The organism is Pseudomonas putida (genome assembly GCF_002025705.1).
Lineage (GTDB): Bacteria > Pseudomonadota > Gammaproteobacteria > Pseudomonadales > Pseudomonadaceae > Aquipseudomonas > Aquipseudomonas putida_J.
The window spans coordinates 6,025,552-6,045,100 of the sequence record NZ_CP018846.1 but is presented as its reverse complement, the minus strand read 5'-3'; the positions used below and the strand labels follow the sequence as shown (position 1 = coordinate 6,045,100).

Below are 19,549 nucleotides of genomic sequence, written 5' to 3'. Positions count from 1 at the left end.
AAACCCACTCAAACCGTACATCGCCCGCGTGGCGGGCCGGTTCGTGGCCGCGCGCCCTATCAATGAGAACTGCTCCGTGCTCATGGCCAAGAACCTTCCTCCATCCTTGTCAGGTAGCCCGCCTCCCGAAGCCGCACAAACCTTGCTGGCCCTGCTACACGCCCAGGGCGAAGTTGCCCGCCTGAGTGAGCGCGAACAGCTGTACAGCTCGCTGCTCGACAGCGTCAACGCCGTGCTCTGGGCCTTCGACTGGGAAACCCGCCAGGTGCTCTACGTCAGCCCCGCCTACGAACGTATCTTCGGTCGACCGGCCAGCCTGGTGCTGGCCGACTACAACGAATGGCGCGACAGTATCTACCCCGATGACCTGGAGTTCGCCGAGCGCAGCCTGGCCCAGGTGCTGCTGAAGGGCGCAGTGGAAGACCGCGAATACCGCATCCTCAACGCCAGCGGCCAGGTGCGCTGGCTCAGCGACAAGTGCTACATCAACCAGCAGAGCGAAGATGACCGGGTAATCATCGTCGGCATCGCCGAGGACATCACCGAAAAGAAGCAACTGGAAAGCGAACTGCAGCGCCTGGCCACCACCGATGTGCTGACCCAGAGCAGCAACCGGCGGCACTTCTTCGAGTGCGCCCAGCAGGCCTTCGACAGCGCCCGCGAAGACGGCACGCCATTGGCTTTCCTGCTGCTGGACATCGACGACTTCAAGCGCATCAACGACAGCTATGGGCATCAGGAAGGCGACCAGGTGCTGCAGCGCATCGCCGACAGCGGCAAGGCCGTGTTACGCCGTGGTGACCAGTTTGGGCGTATCGGCGGTGAAGAGTTCGCGGCCGTTTTCCCGGGCTGCACCGCACAGGTGGCCGAGCAGATCGCCGAGCGCCTGCAGCGGGAGATTCAGCGGCAGGGCTTCAGCCATGGCGATGAGGCGTACAGTGTGACGGTGAGCCAGGGGCTGACCGGGCTGACCGATGAAGACGAATCGCTGGATAGCTTGTTCGCCCGTGCCGATGCGGCGATGTACAAGGCCAAGCGGCAGGGCAAGAACCAGATAGTCCGTGGGTAGAGGGATCGAGATCAGAAAAATCCTGCAGATCTGCAGAAGCCCCATGTAGGAATGGTCTTGATTTCCTTTAATGGGCTGCGATCCGCTCTTATGGCGCAAGTCGCGTGACATCATGAGGCCGAAACCAAGGCCTCAGGATGGGACATGGCAATCAGGTTCGAGCCCAAAGTCGGCCAAATACTCGAATGCAATTATGGTGATTACCGAAGCTGCAACGAGGAAATAGCTGCAGCTTTTCACTACGATTTTCGGCTCAAGCCAGAGATGGTCAAGAACCGGCTTGTTATTGTGATCAATGGAAAAATCGACTCCAACGCCTGCATAGTAGTCCCGTTATCAACCACCAAGGATTCAGGGAAACTGAGCCGAGGATGGCATGTTGAGCTTTCATCAGACCTGATCACTGAACTGCCCTATTTCAAACAGCAGACGCGATGGGCCAAGGCCGATCTTGTCGCACAAGTTAGCAGGGAGCGCTTGTTCAAACCGAGGCAAGTCGGCAGGGGCTGCCTTGATCAAATTCTCGCTCGTGAAGTGGTCGAAAGGGTGCAACTCGCAATAATCAAGGTCATGAACGCGGGCTCGCTCCTGAGAGGTTGACAGCCAGGCCCATCCTCCTTACTGTTGTCCCGTAGCCCATAGAGGCACTTAGCGTTTTATCCCCCTTGAGGGACTTGCAAAACCCAGCATTGGCTGGGTTTTGTCATTTCAGGGCTCGGCGTTTTCAGGCTCCCCTCCGTCAACCAAGGCCTCAGGCTTGGCGTTCAATGGATCAGCTGGCGTCTGAGTTTCCTGCGGCTTCACTTCAGGATTCTCCACCTTGCGCAACCGGCTCAGTTCCGGCAGCCCAACCTTCAGCAAGCGTGCCGTCTTGTTGCTGGCCAGCTTCTCCAACCCCTGATCGGCCGGCAGGCGCGCCAATTGCCCGGCCAGGTTCAAGGCCAGGATCTCCCGTGAATACACCCCGCCACCCAGCTGATAGATCGCCGCGATCAGCTCGCGCAGGCTCAGCGGCAGGCGCCAGCGGGTGCGCAACGCCGAGCCGAATGCCGCGCCGAATTCGTTGAGCGACAGCTGCACCCGGTCCTCGTCCAGCTCACCACCGGCCAGGCGCCACTCCTGCAGGCTACGCAACACCGCCAGATCGCCCAGGCAATGCAGCAGACCTGCGCAGTAACAGCGCTCCTGGTCCAGCTCGAGCATCCGCGCCAGCGAGCGGGCGTACTCGGCGGTGTGCAGCGAAAGGTTCCAGTAATGGGTGGCATGTTGCGTCAGCAGCGGGTCGCTCAGGCGCGCACTGCGCTTGAGGGTGAGGCCCAGAATCAGGTTCATGCTCTGGGTGCTGCCGAGCTTGTTCAGCGCCTGCATCAGCGTCTGCACAGGAGCGTCACGGTGCAGGCTGGCACTGTTGGCAGCGGCGATGAGCACAGCGGTGATCTGCGGGTCGTCACGCACTTCCTCTTCGAGCACCTTGAGGTCCAGGCCCTGAGGGTTGAGCGCACGCTTGATCGCCACCTGCACATCGGCGAACAGCGGCCCACCATCGGCGGTGGCGCGGCGTTGTTCGAGGTAGGCCGGCAGGCTGGCGCCAGGCTGCAGCGGCGGCACCGGGCAGGCGATCTGCTCGCCCACGGCCAGCAACAGCTCTTCAAGGCTTTTGCGCAGCTTGTCCAGGTTCAGTGGTTTGCTCAGGTAAGCCGTAGGGTGCAGCGGCAACGCTTCGCGCACGCTGGCGCTATCGCTGCGCTCGCTCATGAGAATGAACGGCAGCCCCGGGCCCTTGGCGCGAACCTTGCGCAGCAGGTCGAGGCCATCCAGACCTGCCAGTTCGCGGGCAGCGATGATCAGGTCGGGTTTGTTGGCCAGCGCCGTGAGCGCCTGCGAGCCGTCGGCGCAGACCTGCAAGCGGGCATCGCAACGCACGCTGAGCAGCATTTCGCTCAACATTTCACGTACCCAAGGGTCGCCTTCGGCGATCAGCACGCACGGTGGGGTGGGGTCTGCAGCACTCATGGCCAACTCCTGAATATCCCTGACACACAGTCCTTCGCAGCTTCCAAGGCAAATCCTTCCACAACCATAGCGCCATGCGGCTTTTCTGGGCACAAAAAAAACCCGCCTAAGCGGGTTTTTTTATGAAGCGCATCACATCAGGCGAGTTCAGCGAAGCACTCTTCGATGATGGCCAGGCCTTTGTCCAGCAGCGCGTCTTCGGCGGTCAGCGGAACCAGGATACGCAGGACGTTGCCGTAGGTGCCGCAGGACAGCAGGATCAGACCCTTGTCGCGCGCCTTGGCCACAACCTGGGCAACGGCAGCAGCGTTCGGGGTGTGGGTGCCTTTTTCGAAGACTTCCACAGCGATCATCGAGCCCAGACCACGGACGTCGCCGATGATCGGGTGCTTTTCCTGGATCTTGCGCAGGCCAGTGGTCAGGTGCTCACCGACAGCCTTGCTACGGTCCAGCAGCTTCTCTTCCTCGAACACCTGGATAACGGCCAGAGCTGCGGCGCAGGCGATTGGCGAGCCAGCGTAGGTACCGCCCAGGCCGCCCGGAGCGATGGCGTCCATGATCTCGGCCTTGCCGCACACACCGGCCAGCGGGAAGCCGCCAGCGATGGACTTGGCGAAGGTGGTCAGGTCAGGCGCGACGCCCATCTGTTCCATGGCGAAGAAGGTGCCGGTACGGCCAGCGCCAGTTTGCACTTCGTCGGCGATCAGCAGGATGCCGTGCTTGTCGCACAGCTCGCGCAGGCGCTTCATCAGCTCTTTCGGCGCAGGCAGGAAGCCGCCTTCGCCTTGTACTGGCTCGAGGATGATCGCGGCGATGTCGCGCGGCTCGGCGTCGTTCTTGAAGATGCGCTCGACCGAAGCGATGGCGTCGTCAACGCTGACACCGTGCAGTTCGCTCGGGAACAGGGCGCGGAAGATGCCGCCTGGCATCAGGCCCATGCCAGCGGAGTACGGCACAACCTTGCCGGTCAGGCCCAGGGTCATCATGGTACGGCCGTGGTAACCGCCGGTGAAGGCGATCACGCCAGCACGGCCAGTGGCAGCACGGGCGATCTTGACGGCGTTTTCAACGGCTTCGGAGCCGGAAGTGACCAGCAGGGTCTTCTTGTCGAAGTCGCCTGGGACCAGCTTGTTGATCTTTTCGCACAGCTCTACGTAGGGTTCGTAGGCCAGCACCTGGAAGCAGGTGTGGCTGACTTTGGTCAGCTGCTCTTGCACAGCTGCAACCACTTTCGGGTGCAGGTGGCCAGTGTTCAGTACTGCGATGCCGCCGGCGAAGTCGATCAGTTCGCGGCCTTCAACGTCGATCACCGTAGCGTTCTTCGCGGACTCGACGAAGATCGGGTGGATTTGGCCGACGCCACGTGGGACGGCGGCTACACGACGTTGCATCAAGGATTCGTTGGTCTTGCTCATAATGCCCTCATTTGCGCCGATCAGCGGCGCTTTTATTCGGGGGTGGCTGGGAGTGCTCGCGAACAGTATTCGTTGATCGACTGCCATGAACGCCCTGGCCACCAGGTACTGCGATGTCAAAAAGGCCAGCGAGACGTCGCTCTCGCGCCCCGCTGGCAGAGGTAAAACCGTTTACCCGGCGATCAGACGCTGATGCACAGGTATTTGATTTCGAGGTAGTCCTCGATACCGTATTTGGAACCTTCACGGCCCAGGCCCGAAGCCTTGATGCCGCCGAATGGCGCGACTTCGTTGGAGATCAGGCCGGTGTTGATACCCACCATGCCGTATTCCAGGGCCTCGGCGACACGGAACACACGGCTCATGTCACGGGCATAGAAGTACGAGGCCAGGCCGAACTCGGTGTCGTTGGACATGGCGATGACTTCGGCTTCGTCTTTGAAGCGGAACAGCGGCGCCAGCGGGCCGAAGGTCTCTTCTTTGGCGACAGCAGCGGTTTTCGGTACGTCGACCAGGATGGTCGGCTCGAAGAAGTTGCCTTCGATCAGCTTGCCACCGGACAGCACCTTGGCGCCTTTGCCAACGGCGTCTTCGATGTGCTCCTGGACCTTGGCGACAGCCTTGCCGTCGATCAGCGGGCCAGTGGTGGTGCCTTCTTCCAGGCCGTTACCGATCTTCAGCTTGGCAACAGCAGCGGCCAGCTTCTGGGCGAACACGTCATAGACGCCGTCCTGCACGTAGATGCGGTTGGCGCAGACGCAGGTCTGGCCGTTGTTACGGTACTTGGAGATGATCGCGCCCTCGACCGCCTTGTCCAGGTCGGCGTCGTCGAACACGATGAACGGGGCGTTGCCACCCAGCTCCAGGGAAACCTTCTTGATGTCCTTGGCGCATTCTTCCATCAGCTGGCGACCGATTTCGGTCGAGCCGGTGAAGGACAGCTTGCGTACCAGGGAGTTGCCGGTCAGTTCGCCGCCAACTTCGCCAGCGCTGCCGGTAACGACGCTCAGCACGCCAGCCGGGATGCCGGCGCGGGTGGCCAGCTCGACCAGGGCCAGGGCGGAGTACGGGGTCTGCGAAGCAGGCTTGAGCACCATGGTGCAGCCAGCGGCCAGGGCCGGGCCGGCTTTACGGGTGATCATCGCGGCAGGGAAGTTCCACGGGGTGATGGCCGCGGTAACGCCGATTGGCTGCTTGATGACGATCAGGCGCTTGTCTGGCTGGTGGCCCGGGATGGTGTCACCGTAGACGCGCTTGGCTTCTTCGGCGAACCACTCGATGAACGAGGCAGCGTAGGCGATTTCGCCCTTGGCTTCGGCCAGCGGCTTGCCTTGTTCGGTGGTCATCAGGCGAGCCAGGTCGTCCTGGTTCTCGATCATCAGTTCGAACCAGCGACGCAGCTTGTTCGAACGCTCCTTGGCGGTCAGTGCACGCCAGGCCGGCAGGGCCTTGTCGGCAGCTTCGATGGCGCGGCGGGTTTCCGCGGTGCCCATCTTCGGCACGGTACCGATGACTTCACCAGTGGCCGGGTTGGTCACATTGATGGTCTGGCCGCTGTCCGCATCCAGCCACTCACCGTTGATGAAGGCTTGCTGGCGGAACAACTGAGCGTCTTTGAGCTGCATGTCGGCTTCCCGAATTGTTGATTGTTTGAAAAGCGCCCAAGGCAGGGCATCGAGCGTTTGAAATCTCAAACGAATGCTAAGCGGCGGCTGGGGTGTTGGACAATAGGCTGTTCGAAAAAAAGAACGAATGGTTGAACACCCCGTCTGGAAATGCCGATAGAGGTTAGACGATCCGGGGGAGGGAAATGTGAAAGGCGGCGGCCTGGCGTAGCATCTTTCAGCGCCTGTGAGACCGAGCGCCGCCCGCGCGGCGCATCGCGGATAAATCCGCTCCTACATTTGTTGCAACGTGGCCATGCCTGTGAGGCCATGGTTGTCAGCCTTGTCTGTAGGACTCAAGCCATGCGCCAGGGCTGGCAACCATGGCGTTACAGGTTCGGCACGTTGCAACAAATGTAGGAGCGGATTTATCCGCGATGCGCCGCGCGGGCGGCGCTCGGTCTACGCATCAACACACAATCTACGTCAGGCCCATCAAGCTCAGAATGCCTTGGCCAGGTCGATCACCAAGGCCCGGTAGCCAACGGAGCCCGGTTGGCGGCTGTGCACCTTCAGTTCCACCAGCACCTCTTGAGTGCCGCGGCGCACTTCATTGAGCACCGTGGTGGTGAGCTTCTCGGGCGTGAGGAAATTCACCGACGCCGAATAGATGAACTGGGTATCGGTCTCTGGCCGGTAGGCCACCACCGAGGTCACCGGGCTATACCACTCGTCGCCGCGCTCCTTGCCATACTCCCAGACCTGCTCGACCGTGCCCTTGGCTTCATCGATCTTGTACTCGACCGCCCGGCTGTAGTTGCCGCTGAGCCTGGTCGGGGCAAAGTCGCGGCCCCAGCCGTTGTCGAACACCGTCAGCGTACCTTTGCCGGTGAGCCAGGCCGTGTGCTGGGTCCACGACCAGTCGAAGCCTTCGCTCTGGACGGGGGTCAGCACCTTCTCGCGCAGATGCTGTGGCCAACCTTGTGGAGAAGCGAGGATCCACTTCACCTGCTTGTCGCGACCGATCTTCGCCACGCCCTGATGACGCGCTGAAACGATAATGCTGTCGTCATCGGCATCGTAGTCAATGGCATTGACGTGCGCCCAGTTACGCCCGGTGCCCACGCCCGGGGTATCGCCGAACGGCAAGTCGCCTTCGGCCAGTTCGTTGGCCAGCCGATCATCCTGCTTCTGCACACCTTCGGGCAGCTGGATCGCCGCCTTGCCCAAGGTTTCCAGCAAGTCGCCGCGGTAGGGGTCGAGAATCTGGTTCAGGTCCCAGAAGTCCAGCACGTCGCCGGTTTCGTCGACTTCGATGATGTGGTCACGGATCGAGCGCACCCGCTTGCCATCGGGGCGACGGTAATCGCTGGTACCGACCCGCAGCAGGTAGGTACCGTTGGTCGTTTCGCGGATCTCATGGGAGAAGTCGGCGAACTTGTCCGGCAGGTTGCGCTGCCAGATGCGCCGGCCCAACAGGTCGAACTTGGAGTAGGTCTGGCCCTGCCCCCAGATCAGCTTGCCGTCGCGGGTCTGCTGGAAGCCCATGGTCCCACCCAGGCCGTCGCGACGGTTGGAGTCGTGGATCTGCTCGATGTCCAGGTACCAGCGCACGTCGCCGTTACTGTCGGCAATCCAGTTGTTGCCCACCTGGTCCCATTCGGCGGCGCCGCCCAGGCCGTTCCATTTGAAGGCACGGCCGCCGGGGATGTCACCTTGCAAATGGTTGAACAGGTACAGGCGCTGCTCGAAGCCTGGTGCCACCTTGACCGGCTCCACCTCCGGCAGTGCGGCAGTCTGTTTCGCCACCACCGGCAGGCGCACGGCCGGGGCGTAGATCTGGTACTGCTCGCGGATGCGCTCGCCGTCGAGCTTGTAGGTCACTTCCACCTGGTTGACGTGGTCCGGGTACAGGCCGAATACCGGGATGCCGCCGTAGGTCCACAGCGAGCGTTCGGACACCTCGTAGGCGATGTCCACGCCGCGCTCGCCCTTGCCGCGCACCCGCACATGGGCGGCGCTCAGGCTGCGCCCGCCGTCGCGGATGATCGCGGTCAGCGGCGCCAGGCGGTAGGGGTTGACCACCACATCGCCAAGCAGCGCCTCGGCGCGATCGGGGACTTTGGCGGTGAGGCAGGCGCCTTCAGGCAGTGCGGGGGTTTCGGTCTTGGCATTCATGGCAAAGCTCCTTGTGCTCAGAAGTCGTAACGGGCGGTGGCGCCGAAGGTGCGCGGGGTACCGAGCACACCGGCATAACCACCGTTGGCGGAGTTCCACAGGCTGGTGAAATAGGTCTTGTCACCGGCGTTCTTCACCCACAGCGACAGGTCGACCACGCCGTCGCCCTGGTCCAGGCGCACACCGGCGGAGAGGTTGACCAGCGCGTAGCTGGGGATCTGGCCGAAGTCGGAATCGTCGATGGTGCCCACCGCTCTGGAGCGGAACGCGTAGCTGGCAGTGACGTAGGGCTCGACGTGCTGGCTGGCTTGCCACTTGTATTCGCCGTTGAGGTTGGCGATGTACTTGGAGGCGCCGACCACCTGGTGGCCGGACAGGTCGCAGGTGGCGGTGGCATTGGCCAGGCTGACTTCCGGTGGGCACGGTGCGTCGTCGTACTTCAGGTAGCGCACATCGTTCCACGAGCCGTTGAAGTTCAGCGTCAGGCCGCTGATCGGCAGCGCCGTGGCCTCGAACTCCAGGCCACGCGAACGCACGCTGCCGGCGTTGGCCAGGTACTGCACGCGGTTGATCTGGTCGTAGACGTTGGCCTGGTAGCCATGCACCTCGGCCCAGAACAGGTTGGTGTTGAGTTGCAGGCGGTTGTCAAACAACGTGCTCTTGAGGCCCACCTCGGCGTTGTTGACCCGCTCGGTGCCGACCAGCAACGAGTCCGTGCCCAGGCGTGGCGCAGCACCTACGGTGAGGTTGACGCCACCGGACTTTTCGCCGTGGGTCAGGGTCGCGTAACCCAGCAGTTGTTCATTGAAGCGATAGCTCAGGCCAAGCAGGCCGGAGGGGCTGAAGCTGTACTGGTTGAGGTCACCCGAGTCGTAGGCCCCCACCCTGCCCTGGCGCGCAGCAGCGGCAGCACCGGTGACTGCCGCACCACCGGTTGGCGCATCGCGGGTCACCCAGGCGCTCTTCTCTTCATAGGTGCCGCGGATGCCGGCGGTGAAGTCCAGGCGGTCGGTGGCGTGCCAGGTACCCTGCGCGAATAGCGCGTAGCTGTCGGTATCGATATGGCCGTCGCCAATGGTGTTGACGTTGTTCAGTGCGCCGGCCGGGGTGATGTTCCAGATATCGGCCTGCGGGCCGTAATAAGTGAAGGATTTGTTGTCCAGGTCCTGCTTGAAGTAGTACGCGCCCAGCACGTAGTCGAAGGCGCCACCGGTAGGCGAAGCCAGGCGGATTTCCTGCGAGTACTGCTTGTCGCGCACCGACACCCCGGCGCTGTAGAACACCGGCACATTGAGGCCGTCGTCGTTGCGCGGGGTGAAGTCCCACCAGCGATAGGCGCTGATCGAGGTCAGGGTGAAGTCGTTGGGCAAGGTCCAGTTGGCCTCCACCGAGGTGCCGCCCTGGAACACCGTTACCTGTTGGTCGGCATCGAAGTTGACCTTGCGGTCCTTGCCCGACACAAGCGTGGCGCCAGCCTGGGCGGCCAGGCTTTCGTAGCGGTTGACGCCGTTGATGGTCGGCCCGGTGCTGTACAGGCTGAGGATGCCGTTGTTGGAGTCCTCTTCGTTGTATTCGCCGATCCAGCGCAGGTTGAAGGTTTCGCTCGGCTTGAACAGCAACTGGGTACGAAAGCCCTGGCGCTTGCCGCCGTTGAGCTCGTCGCCGTTGTGGATGTTCTTAACATAGCCATCGTCTTCGGTGTGATAGGCGCTGATACGCCCAGCCAGCGTCTCGGTGATCGGCCCGGAGTAACTGCCCTGGGTCTGCAGGTAGCCGTCCTCGCCAATCGATTGCTGGACGCTGCCTTCGGTATGAAAAGTCGGTTTGCGCGTGGTGATGTTCAGCACGCCCGCCGTGGTGTTCTTGCCGAACAGCGTGCCCTGCGGGCCGCGCAGCACTTCCAGTTGCTCGACATCGAGCAGGTCGAACACTGCCATGCCCGGGCGGCCGAGGTAGACGTTGTCCAGGTAGATGCCGACGCTGCCTTCCAGGCCATCACTGGCCGGGTTGTTGCCCAGGCCACGAATCGAAATGCTCGACTGGCGCGCATGCACGTAGGCGACGTTGGTGCTGGGCACCAACTGTTGCAGATCCTGCACACGGTAGATGCGCTGGGTTTCCAGGGTTTCGCTGTTGAGCACGCTGATAGGCGTGGGCACGCTCTGCGCAGTTTCTTCGCGGCGTCGGGCATTGACCGTGACCGTGCCGAGCTTGGCTTCCTGTTCCACAGCCGGAGTAACGCTGACGGGTTCTTCGGCGAAGCTGCCGTTGGAAGCCGCCAGCAACACGCCGGCGGCCAAGGGTTGCAAGGTAAAACGCGACGCGCGCGCAGGCCAACGGGAAAGTCCAGACATGCAAATGCTCCTTGAGGCATGGGCCCTGGGCGAGCATTTCCGTTGGCGGAACCGAATCGCGGTCAGTTGGGCTTATATTCTTTTAAGAGATATAAATATTTGTAATTCATATTTTGTGGAATAAGTAACACCCTTTATAAGGGGACTCGCCCTTGTCAGCAATTGCATTTGACCGAAGGTTTTAATGTAGAAAATGCATATCGATCTGCGTCAGTTGCGCCACTACATTGCCCTTGTCGAGCACCGCAGTTTTGTCGCCGCAGCCGCGGCGGTGAACCTGTCGCAATCTGCCTTCAGCCGCAGCATCCAGACCCTGGAGCACAACATCGGCTGCCGCCTGGTCGACCGTGCCAGCAAGGAACTTTCACCCACCCGCCAGGGCCTGCTGGTGCTGGAGCACTCGCGGCGCTTGGTGCATGGCGCGCATAACCTGGTGAATGAGATCCAACAGTTCAATGGCGCCACCACCGGCGTGGTGCGCTTCGGCTCAGGCCCGGCGCCCGCTGGCGGGCTGGTGCCGCGGGCGGTGGCGCGCTTCGTTGCCGAATACCCGGCGGCGCGCACCTGCTTCCAGGTGGATAACTGGCAGGCGCTGAACCGCAAGCTGATCGCCGAGGAGATCGAGTTCTTCGTTGCCGACACTCGCCAGTTCGAGTCCGACCCGGACTACCGGGTGCACAAGCTGGCACCGCAGCGCTGGCACTTCTGCTGCCGTGCCGGGCACCCGCTGACCGAGCAGGCTGAAGTGCGGGCGCGGGACGTATTCGATTACCCGCTGGCAACCACATTCCGGCCGCCGAACATCCGCAAGATCCTTAGCGACCTCAGCGGGCGCCAGGACTTTCTGCCGACGGTGGAGTGCGAGCATGGATATGCGCTGCTGAATGTGGTGATGCATTCGGACACCATTGGCATCGCCTGCAATGCCAACTTGCGGCCTTACCAGATGGATCGGGGGTTGGTGGCGCTGGAACTGGTGGACCTGGCACCAGAACAGGAGGAGGCGTTCTATACCCGCTATGGCGTGGTGAGCCGGGTGGGATATGGCTTGTCGCCGTTGGCTCAGGGGTTGGTCCGGCAGCTGATTGCCTGCGATACCGAGGTGTAGCTGGCGGGGGCTTCGCCCCCGTTTCGCGACACAAGGCCGCTCCTACAGGAATATGCGAATCTCTTGTAGGAGCGGCCTTGCCGGGGCGCCGGACCGGTCTGAAAGGGCCGCAAAGCGGCCCCAGCAATTTCAGCCTTTACGCGTAGTCCGGCTCAATTGCCCATCCACTCCAACCGGCACTTCACCGGCCAAGGTCACCCGGCGCACCAACCGTGGCTGGGTCCCGTAATCATCCACTGCATAATGCTGCGTCGCACGGTTATCCCAGATCGCCACATCCCCGGCCTCCCAGCGCCAGCGCACGGTGTTCTCCAGCCGTGTCACATGCCCCTGCAACACCGCGAACAAGTGCTGCGAGTCGGCCAGCGAATAGCCCTTGATGCGCTTCACGAAATGCCCCAGCTGCAGCGCCCGTTCACCACTGATCGGGTGCACCCGCACCACCGGGTGCTCGGTCTCGTAGACGGTCGAGGTAAACACCTTGCGATAACGCTCAAGCTTGGCCGGGTCGACATCGGGCTTGAGGCTCGCATAGTCATATTCATTGCTGTGCACTGCCCACAGCTTGTCGGCCAGCTCACGCAGCGGCTCGGGCAGTTCCTGATAGGCCGCAGCGGTATTGGCCCACACGGTATCGCCGCCGGAAGCCGGCGCCACCACGCTGCGCAGGATCGAGGCCTTGGGGTAGGCATCGACGAAGGTCACGTCGGTATGCCAGGAGTTGGCCCGCTGGCCTTCGGCGCCGTCCAGCTGCAGCAGGTAGCTGGTACCGTCCACCACCGGCACGGTGGGGTGAGCGACCGGCTCGCCTAGCAGCTTGGCAAAGCCTTCCTGGCTCTGGTCGTCCAGGTGGGTCTGGCCACGGAAGAAGATCACCTTGTGTTTCACCAGGGCGGCCTGGATGGCGTCGAGGGTGGCGGCATCCAGGTCGGCTGAAAGCTTCACCCCACGGATCTCGGCGCCGATGCGGCCGGCAACCGGGTGGATGTCGAGTTCGAGGGCGTGTGGCGCGGAGGCCAGTGCGGCATTGCTCATGGTCGTGGTCCTTGCGGTCATGGTCGGTTTGAGGGTTCAGCGGGCGGCCTGCACGGCCTGTTGGTGTTGCAGCGCGGCATCGAGGAAGCGTGGTTCGATCCACTCGGAAACCTGGAAGCCACGGCGGATCAAGCGCTCGCGGGCGGCCAGGTCGACGCCCTGCTGCAGTTGGGCGACGAAGCCGGCGTCCAGCCGTGGGTCGAAGTAATGGGCAAGGTCTTCCTTGGCCAGGTCATCGCTGAGGATGCTGCGTGGCCAGTTGGCGTTGCTTGCCACCAGGTCGACGAAAGCATCGCGGTTGTGCTCGTCGCGCAGCCAGCTGGCGGCCTGCTCCTGGGCATTGACCAGGCGCTGCACCAGCTCGGGGTATTTGCGGATGAAATCGCCCGTGCCAAGCAATACCGCCTGGGTGCTGCCGGCACCTTCCAGGTCGCGGGAGTTGACCGGCAGCTCAACCAGCCCGCGCTCACGCAGCGACAGCAGGTTGGACAAGCCCCAGGTGGCGTCGATCTGCTTGGCGGCCAGGGCAGCGTTGGCAGCGTTGAAGTCCAGGTTGATCACTTTCAGGTCGCGCTCGGACAACCCTTGGCTGGCCAACGCGCTGGCGAACGACAACTGGTTGGCGGTACCGCGGAATACCGCCACACGCTTGCCCTTGAGGTCGTGCAGGGTCTTGATGCCGGAGCCCGGCACCACGCCCAGATAACTCTTCACCCCACGCACGCCGGCAGACAACACGCGGGTGTCGAGGCCGTTGGCCTTGCCGACGATCGCCGCCAGGTCGCCCAGGTAGGCGAAGTCGGCCTGGCCGTTGGCCAAGGCTTCGTTGACCACAGGACCTGCGCCCTTGAAGAAGTGCCAGTCGATACGGATGCCGTCTTTGGCGAACTCCTTCTCCAGCAGTTGCTGGTCACGCAGCACATCGACCACGCCGCCAGCACTGTGCTTGCTGCCAGCGCTGAGGTCGGGCACGGCGATGCGGATGCTCTCGGGTTTGGCCGGCTCGGTAGCGTGAGCGCTCAGGGTGAAGGCCAGACCGAGAGCGGTAATCAAGTGGCGCAGTGGGGTTTTCATGGCAAGGCTCCTTGGCAGGCTGCCACCGGCGATGGCCGGCGCTTTGGCCAGAAGCTAGGCAGGTCTGGTTAGAACCTACAAAGATCAAAACTTCATTTTTTAGTAACTGAAAGTCATAAATGAGGATTCATGCGGGGCGCGGGGCGGCTTGCGAGAAACGCATGGAAAATATGAGCAAAACGCAATGGTGCAGGGGTTACGCATGCATGGTTTGCATGCTCTTATCTCTTGAAAGTCACTTTCGTTAATTTTTAATTCCTTAAGTGAATAACATTGGAACGCTTCGAGAGATGGCCGATGAATGGAGTTCTTAGCAGGAGATCGTGGTGGCAGTTGGGGCCGCTGCGCGGCCCTTTCGCGACACAAGGCCGCTCCTACCTGGTGCCGGTGACGCTTGCCGTTCTATGGGTGGTGGCGAGCCGGCAGCACTGGATGAGCGAGCAGATCCTGCCAGCACCTTCGCTGGTGTGGCAGAGCGCGCTGGAGTTCGGCTCCGGCGAGCTCTGGGGGCACTTATGGATAAGCCTGCAACGGCTGTTCTGGGGGCTGCTGGCGGGCATCGGCAGCGGTTTGCTGCTCGGCACCTGGCTGGGCACCTCACGCCATGCGCAGACCTTGGTGCTGCCAACCTTCGTGGCCCTGGCGCAAATCCCCACCCTGGCCTGGATCCCGCTGTTCATGCTGTTCTTCGGCATCGGCGAGCTGCTCAAGCTGGTGGTGCTGGTGAAGGCTGTGGTGGTACCGGTCACCTTGCATACCCTGGTCGGCGTGCGCGATGCCCAGCCCAAGCTGCGCGAAGCCGCCGCTGCCTTGCGCCTGCCACGCCACCTGCTGTTCCTGCGCCTGCTGCTGCCCGCCGCCCTGCCCGCCTTTCTGACCGGTGTGCGACTGGCCCTGGCGACTGGCTGGACCTCGTTGCTGGCCGTTGAGTTGCTTGCCTCCAGCGAAGGCATCGGCTACCTGATGGTCTGGGGCCGGCAGTTGTTCATGCTCGACCTGGTGCTGCTGTGCATCCTGGTGATCGGCCTGGTCGGCGCGCTGCTGGAACGTGGCTTCTCGGCCATGGAAAAGCGCCTGCTGCACTGGCCGCAACCGGCCACTGGCGAACAACAGCGCGGGCCCATTCCACGGGGCTGGCAAAGCCTGCTGTTACCGGCAGCTCTGCTTGCTCTGTGGCAGGCGAGCAACAGCTTCGGCTGGATCGACCCGAACATCCTCACTTCACCACTGGACGTACTGCGCACCCTGTTCAGCGGCCTGGCCGATGGCTCGCTGCCAGAGGCCATGCTGCTGAGTCTGCAGCGCACCCTGACCGGCCTGCTCCTGGGTGGCAGCGCCGGCTTGCTGAGCGGGCTGCTGTTGGGGCTTTCCCACAATGCCGAACGCCTTTTCGGGCCAAGCCTGTCGGCCCTGCGCCAAGTGGCGCTATTCGCCTGGGTCCCCTTGCTCACCGCCTGGTTCGGCCTGGGCGAAGGGGCCAAGAACGTGTTCGTCGGCCTGGCTGCCTTCTTCCCGCTGCTGATCGCCACCCAGCGGGGTATCGCCAGCCTGTCGCCACAACTGGGCGAAGCGGCCCGCACACTACGCCTGAACCTGTGGCAACGCCTGCGTCTGCTGGTGTTGCCGGGGGCCGCACCGGCCATCTTTGCCGGCCTGCGCCTGTCGCTGATATACGCCTGGCTCGGCACCATCGGCGCCGAGTACTTCATGCCCTCGGACGGCGGCATTGCCAGCCTGATGATCGGCGCCCAGCAACTGTTCCGCATGGACCAGGTCATGGCCGCCATGCTCCTGATCGGCCTGGTCGGTGCCTTGCTCGGCACCCTCGGTCAACGCCTCGAATCACGCGCCACGCGCTGGAGAACCGCATGAACGCCTTCAATGCTTCACACCTGCTCGCGGCCAATCAGGCCGACACCACGCCGCCGCTGGTCAGCTTCGAAGGCGTCGGCAAAGTCTTCAGCGTCGATGGCCAGCCCTTCGAGGCCATCCGCAATTTCAACCTGGCCATCAACGAAGGCGAGTTCATCGCCATTGTCGGCGCCTCGGGCTGCGGCAAGTCGACCCTGCTGCGCCTGCTGGTCGGGCTGGACACCGACTACAGCGGCAGTATCCGCGTCGATGGCCAGGCGGTCAGTGGCATCGGCGGCGAGCGCGGCATCGTCTTTCAGGAGCACCGCTTGTTCCCCTGGCTGACGGTAGAGCAGAACATCGGCCTGGGCCTGGTCAATGAACAGTTGACCCAGGGCGAACGCGCCCGGCGTGTGCACGAGTTCGTGCAACTGGTGGGCCTGGTCGGTTTCGAGTCGGCTTACCCGCACCAGCTCTCTGGCGGCATGGCCCAGCGCGTGGCGATTGCCCGTGGCCTGGTGGCAAGCCCGCGCATCCTGTTGCTCGACGAGCCCTTCGGCGCACTCGATGCGCTGACCCGCCAGCAACTCCAGGACGAACTGCTGGCCATCCGCGAGCGCGCCGGTATCACCACCTTGCTGGTGACCCATGATGCCGAAGAAGCCACCTACCTCGCCGACCGCGTAGTGGTGCTGGAGCCGCGCCCCGGACGAATCAAGTCGGTAGTGGAAGTCGACCTGCCGCATCCACGCCTGCGCACGGGTGTGGCGTTGCATGGGCTGCGCGAAAAGGTCCTGCATCAGATCACCGGTGATGGCGGTTACCTGCCACCACCGGCGCGCCGGGTAGAGGGCCTGAGGCCCGAGTTGATCGCCCTGTAGGAGCGGCTTGAGCCGCGAACACCGGCAAAGCCGGTGCCATCTACCGCGCCGCCTGCTTCGCGGCTGAAGCCGCTCCTACAAGGCCGGTGCTGGCTCGCCAAGCGTGCGCAGGTAGGCCCAGGGATAGATGCCCCGCTCATGCCCATCGCTGAACACCAACTGCACGCCGTACCCCTGCGCCACCACCCGCTCGACGCGCACATCGTCCCTGACCACTGACAGCCGCCCCTGCAAGCCCGCCGCCCGGCATTGCGAGCAGGGGCAGGCGCCGCGCAGGCGGGCATGGCTGATGATCGCCTCGGCATCGGCCCATTGCAGGGCCAGCAAGCCAGGCCCACGCTGGTTGCGAATCGCGCTCGGCGCCTCCATCAGGCAGCCCCACGCAACTGCGTCAGGGCGATGCGTACTGCCTTGCGCACTTCTGGGTCACTATCCGCTTGCGCCGCCTGCAACGCAGGCAAAGCCCGAGCCTGGCCGAGTTCGCCCAGCGCCAACGCGGCTTCCTTGCGCAGGTTGGCGATACCGTGACCGAGCAACTCAGCCAATGCTTCCAACGCTTCGGCATGGCGCAACCGGCCCAATGAACGCGCTGCACGCAGGCGCACCTGCCAGAAGCCATCGCCCAGCGCAGCCACCAGGGCCGGGCCGGCCTGTGCGTGGCCTACCTTGCCCAAGGTCGTGGCGGCTTCCTCGCGCACCTGCCAGGCCGGGTCGCTCAAGGCGCTGACCAGCGCCGGCAACACTTGGCTATCCCGGGCCAGCCCCAGGGCGCCGATGGCGGCGCGGCGGACATCAGTGTCCGGCTCGCGCTCGGCCAGCAAGGCCAAGGCCGGCAGCGCTGGCTCGTGCTTGAGCCAGCCAAGAATGCCCACGGCCTCCCGGCGCACTGCGGCGTCCTCATCCCGAAGCGCCTGCAGTGCCGGTTGCGCGGCGTCCTCCAGGCGCAGCTCCCGCAGGGCACGCAAGGCACTGGCGCGCACGAAAGCCTCGGCATGGCCGACCCACGGCAGAATCAGCTGCCCGGCCTCCGGGCTCTTGAGCTCGCTGAGGCTCTGCGCCGCCGCCAGGCGGACCGCTTCGGCAGCATCGGCCAGCGCGGCGCACAATGCCTGAACCACTTCAGGTTCCTCCCAGGCCTCCAGCAACCGTGCGGCTTCGGCGCGCACCTCATCGGCGCTGTCGACCAGCACAGCATCGGTCAGCCAGGGCAAGGCATCGGGGTCTTCAAGGTCGGCCAGTTCGATCAAGGCAATGCGTCGCACGCCCGCGTCGTCGGCTTCCAGGCGTGGCAGCAATTGGAGAATTTCGCGGTTGTCGGTGTTTCGTGCAGTCATAGCGCGATCCTTAGCGGCGGATGGTCGGTGGCTGGCAGGCCGAGCGGCGTCAGGCGCGGCAGTTCGCGGCCCTCTTCATGGCGCAGCAAGGCCAGGCAATGGCGTTTCAGGTGGGTGAATTCAGGGCTGGTCAGCAGGCTGGCGCGACGTGGGCGCGCAAAGTCCAGGCGCAGGTCCTCGATAAAGCGACCGGGACGCGGGCTCATTACCAGAATGCGGTCGGCCAGGAACAAGGCTTCGTCGATGTCATGGGTGACGAACACCACGGTGGTGTGGATGCGCGCCCAGATATCCAGCAGCAGCTCTTGCATACGCGAACGGGTTTGCGCATCCAGGGCACCGAAAGGCTCGTCCATCAACAGCAGGCGCGGGCGGTTGATCAGCACCCGGGCAATTTCGGCGCGCTGCTGCATGCCACCGGACAATTGACTGGGCCAGCGCTCGGCGAAGTCGGCCAGGCCCACCAGCTGCAGCATTTCGCGTGCCTGCTGGCGGCGTTCGGCCTTGCCCAGGCCTTGCATCTTCAGGCCGAAGGCGACGTTGTCGAGCACGCTGCGCCATGGCAGCAAGGTGTGGTGCTGGAACACCATGCCGCGCTGCGGCGACGGCCCGGCGATGGCCTGGCCATCCACGCTCAACTGGCCGCTGCTTGGCACCAGGTGCCCGGCCAGGGCGCCGAGCAAGGTCGACTTGCCACAGCCGGACGGCCCGAGGATGCAGACGAACTCCCCCGGCTCCACGGCAAAATCCAGGCCCTGCACCGCCTCGAAGGCTTCGCGGCCCTGCCCCAGTCGAATCGACAGGCCGTGCCCATCGATGCGCCCGGGTACCTGTTGATAACTGCTCATCAGCTGGCCCTCCGCGTGCGGTACCAGGGTGTGGCGAATGCGCCGAGGCGCTTGACCAGTGCGCTGCTGCCCATGCCCAGCACGCCGATCAGCAGCATGCCGACGATGATGTCCGGGTAGTTCTGCAAGGTGTACGACTCCCAGGTGTAGTAACCGATGCCGAACTGCCCGGCGATCATTTCGGCGGTAACCAGGCAGAACCACGAAGTGCCCATGCCGATGGCAAGGCCGGTGACGATGCTCGGCAGCGCGCCGGGCAAAATCACTTCGCGCAGGATCGCCCAGCGCCCGGCACCGAGGCTGCGCGCCGAAGCCACCAGGCGTGGGTCGACGGCCTCCGCGCCATGCACGGTATTGAGCAGGATCGGGAACAGCGCACCAGTGAAGGTGATGAACACCATCGACAGCTCCGACGACGGGAACATCAGGATCGCCAGCGGGATCCACGCCACCGCAGGTATTGGCCGCAGTACTTCGAGTGGTGGCAGCAAGGTGTCCTCGGCCCATTTCGAGCGCCCGATCAGCAAGCCCAGGGCCACACCCAGCAGTGCCGCAGCGGCATATCCGGCAAACACCCGCGACAGGCTGCTGCCCAGGTGCGCCAGCAGGGCATTGCTGGTCAGCAACTGCCAGGCCGCCTCCAGCACCGCCTGCGGCGTGGGAACGTAGGTGAAGGTCAGCAGGCCAAGGTCCAGCTTGACGCTGGCCGCAACCTGCCAGAACAGCAGGCAGGCCAGCAGCGAAACCAGGCGCACAGGCCAGCGCTTGAGGTCGCGGGACATGTC

16 protein-coding genes are annotated in these 19,549 nt (G+C 63.6%); 5 read left to right on the top strand and 11 right to left on the bottom strand.

What is annotated here, in order from left to right; all coding sequences use genetic code 11:
- The first annotated feature begins 82 nt into the window (after positions 1-82).
- Complete coding sequence (locus BUQ73_RS27285) at positions 83-1,069, top strand: GGDEF domain-containing protein (RefSeq protein ID WP_079230407.1); 987 nt, start codon at positions 83-85, stop codon at positions 1,067-1,069.
- A 144-nt stretch (positions 1,070-1,213) separates the two neighbouring features.
- On the top strand, positions 1,214-1,669 hold the full coding sequence (locus BUQ73_RS27280; RefSeq protein ID WP_079230406.1) for a type II toxin-antitoxin system PemK/MazF family toxin: 456 nt from the start codon (positions 1,214-1,216) through the stop codon (positions 1,667-1,669).
- A gap of 108 nt (positions 1,670-1,777) precedes the next feature.
- On the opposite strand, the gene BUQ73_RS27275 is transcribed toward BUQ73_RS27280, so the two are convergent.
- From BUQ73_RS27275 to BUQ73_RS27255, 5 genes are all read right to left on the bottom strand, one after another.
- Positions 1,778-3,082: a response regulator gene (locus tag BUQ73_RS27275; RefSeq protein ID WP_079230405.1), complete on the bottom strand. Its 1,305-nt coding sequence runs from the start codon at positions 3,080-3,082 to the stop codon at positions 1,778-1,780.
- A 137-nt stretch (positions 3,083-3,219) separates the two neighbouring features.
- Positions 3,220-4,497: a 4-aminobutyrate--2-oxoglutarate transaminase gene (gene gabT, locus BUQ73_RS27270; RefSeq protein WP_027917645.1), complete on the bottom strand. Its 1,278-nt coding sequence runs from the start codon at positions 4,495-4,497 to the stop codon at positions 3,220-3,222.
- Between the two features lie 182 nt (positions 4,498-4,679).
- On the bottom strand, positions 4,680-6,122 hold the full coding sequence (gene gabD / locus BUQ73_RS27265; protein WP_060486139.1) for an NADP-dependent succinate-semialdehyde dehydrogenase: 1,443 nt from the start codon (positions 6,120-6,122) through the stop codon (positions 4,680-4,682).
- A 480-nt stretch (positions 6,123-6,602) separates the two neighbouring features.
- Positions 6,603-8,279 carry an aryl-sulfate sulfotransferase gene (locus tag BUQ73_RS27260; protein WP_079230404.1) on the bottom strand — a complete coding sequence of 559 codons (1,677 nt, stop codon included), beginning with the start codon at positions 8,277-8,279 and terminating at the stop codon, positions 6,603-6,605.
- A gap of 17 nt (positions 8,280-8,296) precedes the next feature.
- On the bottom strand, positions 8,297-10,633 hold the full coding sequence (locus tag BUQ73_RS27255; protein ID WP_079230403.1) for a TonB-dependent receptor: 2,337 nt from the start codon (positions 10,631-10,633) through the stop codon (positions 8,297-8,299).
- Positions 10,634-10,826: 193 nt separating this feature from the next.
- Between BUQ73_RS27255 and BUQ73_RS27250 the strand changes: the two genes are divergently transcribed.
- Positions 10,827-11,741, top strand: a complete 915-nt coding sequence (locus tag BUQ73_RS27250) for a LysR family transcriptional regulator (RefSeq protein WP_079230402.1) — start codon at positions 10,827-10,829, stop codon at positions 11,739-11,741.
- Positions 11,742-11,870: 129 nt separating this feature from the next.
- Here the strand turns inward: BUQ73_RS27250 and BUQ73_RS27245 are convergent, their stop codons facing one another.
- Both BUQ73_RS27245 and BUQ73_RS27240 read right to left on the bottom strand, forming a co-directional pair.
- Positions 11,871-12,776: a TauD/TfdA dioxygenase family protein gene (locus tag BUQ73_RS27245; protein ID WP_079230401.1), complete on the bottom strand. Its 906-nt coding sequence runs from the start codon at positions 12,774-12,776 to the stop codon at positions 11,871-11,873.
- A 36-nt stretch (positions 12,777-12,812) separates the two neighbouring features.
- The gene (locus BUQ73_RS27240; RefSeq protein WP_079230400.1) at positions 12,813-13,850 is read right to left on the bottom strand and encodes an ABC transporter substrate-binding protein; all 1,038 of its coding nucleotides are present in this window, start codon (positions 13,848-13,850) and stop codon (positions 12,813-12,815) included.
- Between the two features lie 297 nt (positions 13,851-14,147).
- On the opposite strand from BUQ73_RS27240, the gene BUQ73_RS27235 reads away from it, so the two are divergent.
- Together BUQ73_RS27235 and BUQ73_RS27230 are read left to right on the top strand one after the other, a co-directional pair.
- Positions 14,148-15,722: an ABC transporter permease gene (locus BUQ73_RS27235; protein ID WP_237772733.1), complete on the top strand. Its 1,575-nt coding sequence runs from the start codon at positions 14,148-14,150 to the stop codon at positions 15,720-15,722.
- The gene (locus BUQ73_RS27230; protein ID WP_079230399.1) at positions 15,719-16,582 is read left to right on the top strand and encodes an ABC transporter ATP-binding protein; all 864 of its coding nucleotides are present in this window, start codon (positions 15,719-15,721) and stop codon (positions 16,580-16,582) included. The genes BUQ73_RS27235 and BUQ73_RS27230 overlap by 4 nt, the downstream gene beginning before the upstream one ends.
- 75 nt (positions 16,583-16,657) lie before the next feature.
- Here BUQ73_RS27230 and BUQ73_RS27225 read toward each other — a convergent pair whose 3' ends face one another.
- Genes BUQ73_RS27225 through BUQ73_RS27210 form a run of 4 tightly spaced genes read right to left on the bottom strand, consistent with a single transcriptional unit; the run spans position 16,658 to position 19,546 of the window.
- Positions 16,658-16,951 carry a DUF971 domain-containing protein gene (locus BUQ73_RS27225; protein WP_079230398.1) on the bottom strand — a complete coding sequence of 98 codons (294 nt, stop codon included), beginning with the start codon at positions 16,949-16,951 and terminating at the stop codon, positions 16,658-16,660.
- A complete protein-coding gene (locus BUQ73_RS27220; protein ID WP_079230397.1) occupies positions 16,951-17,916 on the bottom strand; it encodes a HEAT repeat domain-containing protein in 966 nt (321 codons plus the stop codon). Before BUQ73_RS27220 ends, BUQ73_RS27225 begins: the two co-directional genes overlap by 1 nt.
- On the bottom strand, positions 17,913-18,764 hold the full coding sequence (locus BUQ73_RS27215; RefSeq protein ID WP_079230396.1) for an ABC transporter ATP-binding protein: 852 nt from the start codon (positions 18,762-18,764) through the stop codon (positions 17,913-17,915). The genes BUQ73_RS27220 and BUQ73_RS27215 overlap by 4 nt, the downstream gene beginning before the upstream one ends.
- Complete coding sequence (locus BUQ73_RS27210; protein WP_027916934.1) at positions 18,764-19,546, bottom strand: ABC transporter permease; 783 nt, start codon at positions 19,544-19,546, stop codon at positions 18,764-18,766. Before BUQ73_RS27210 ends, BUQ73_RS27215 begins: the two co-directional genes overlap by 1 nt.
- Between the last annotated feature and the right edge of the window lie 3 nt (positions 19,547-19,549).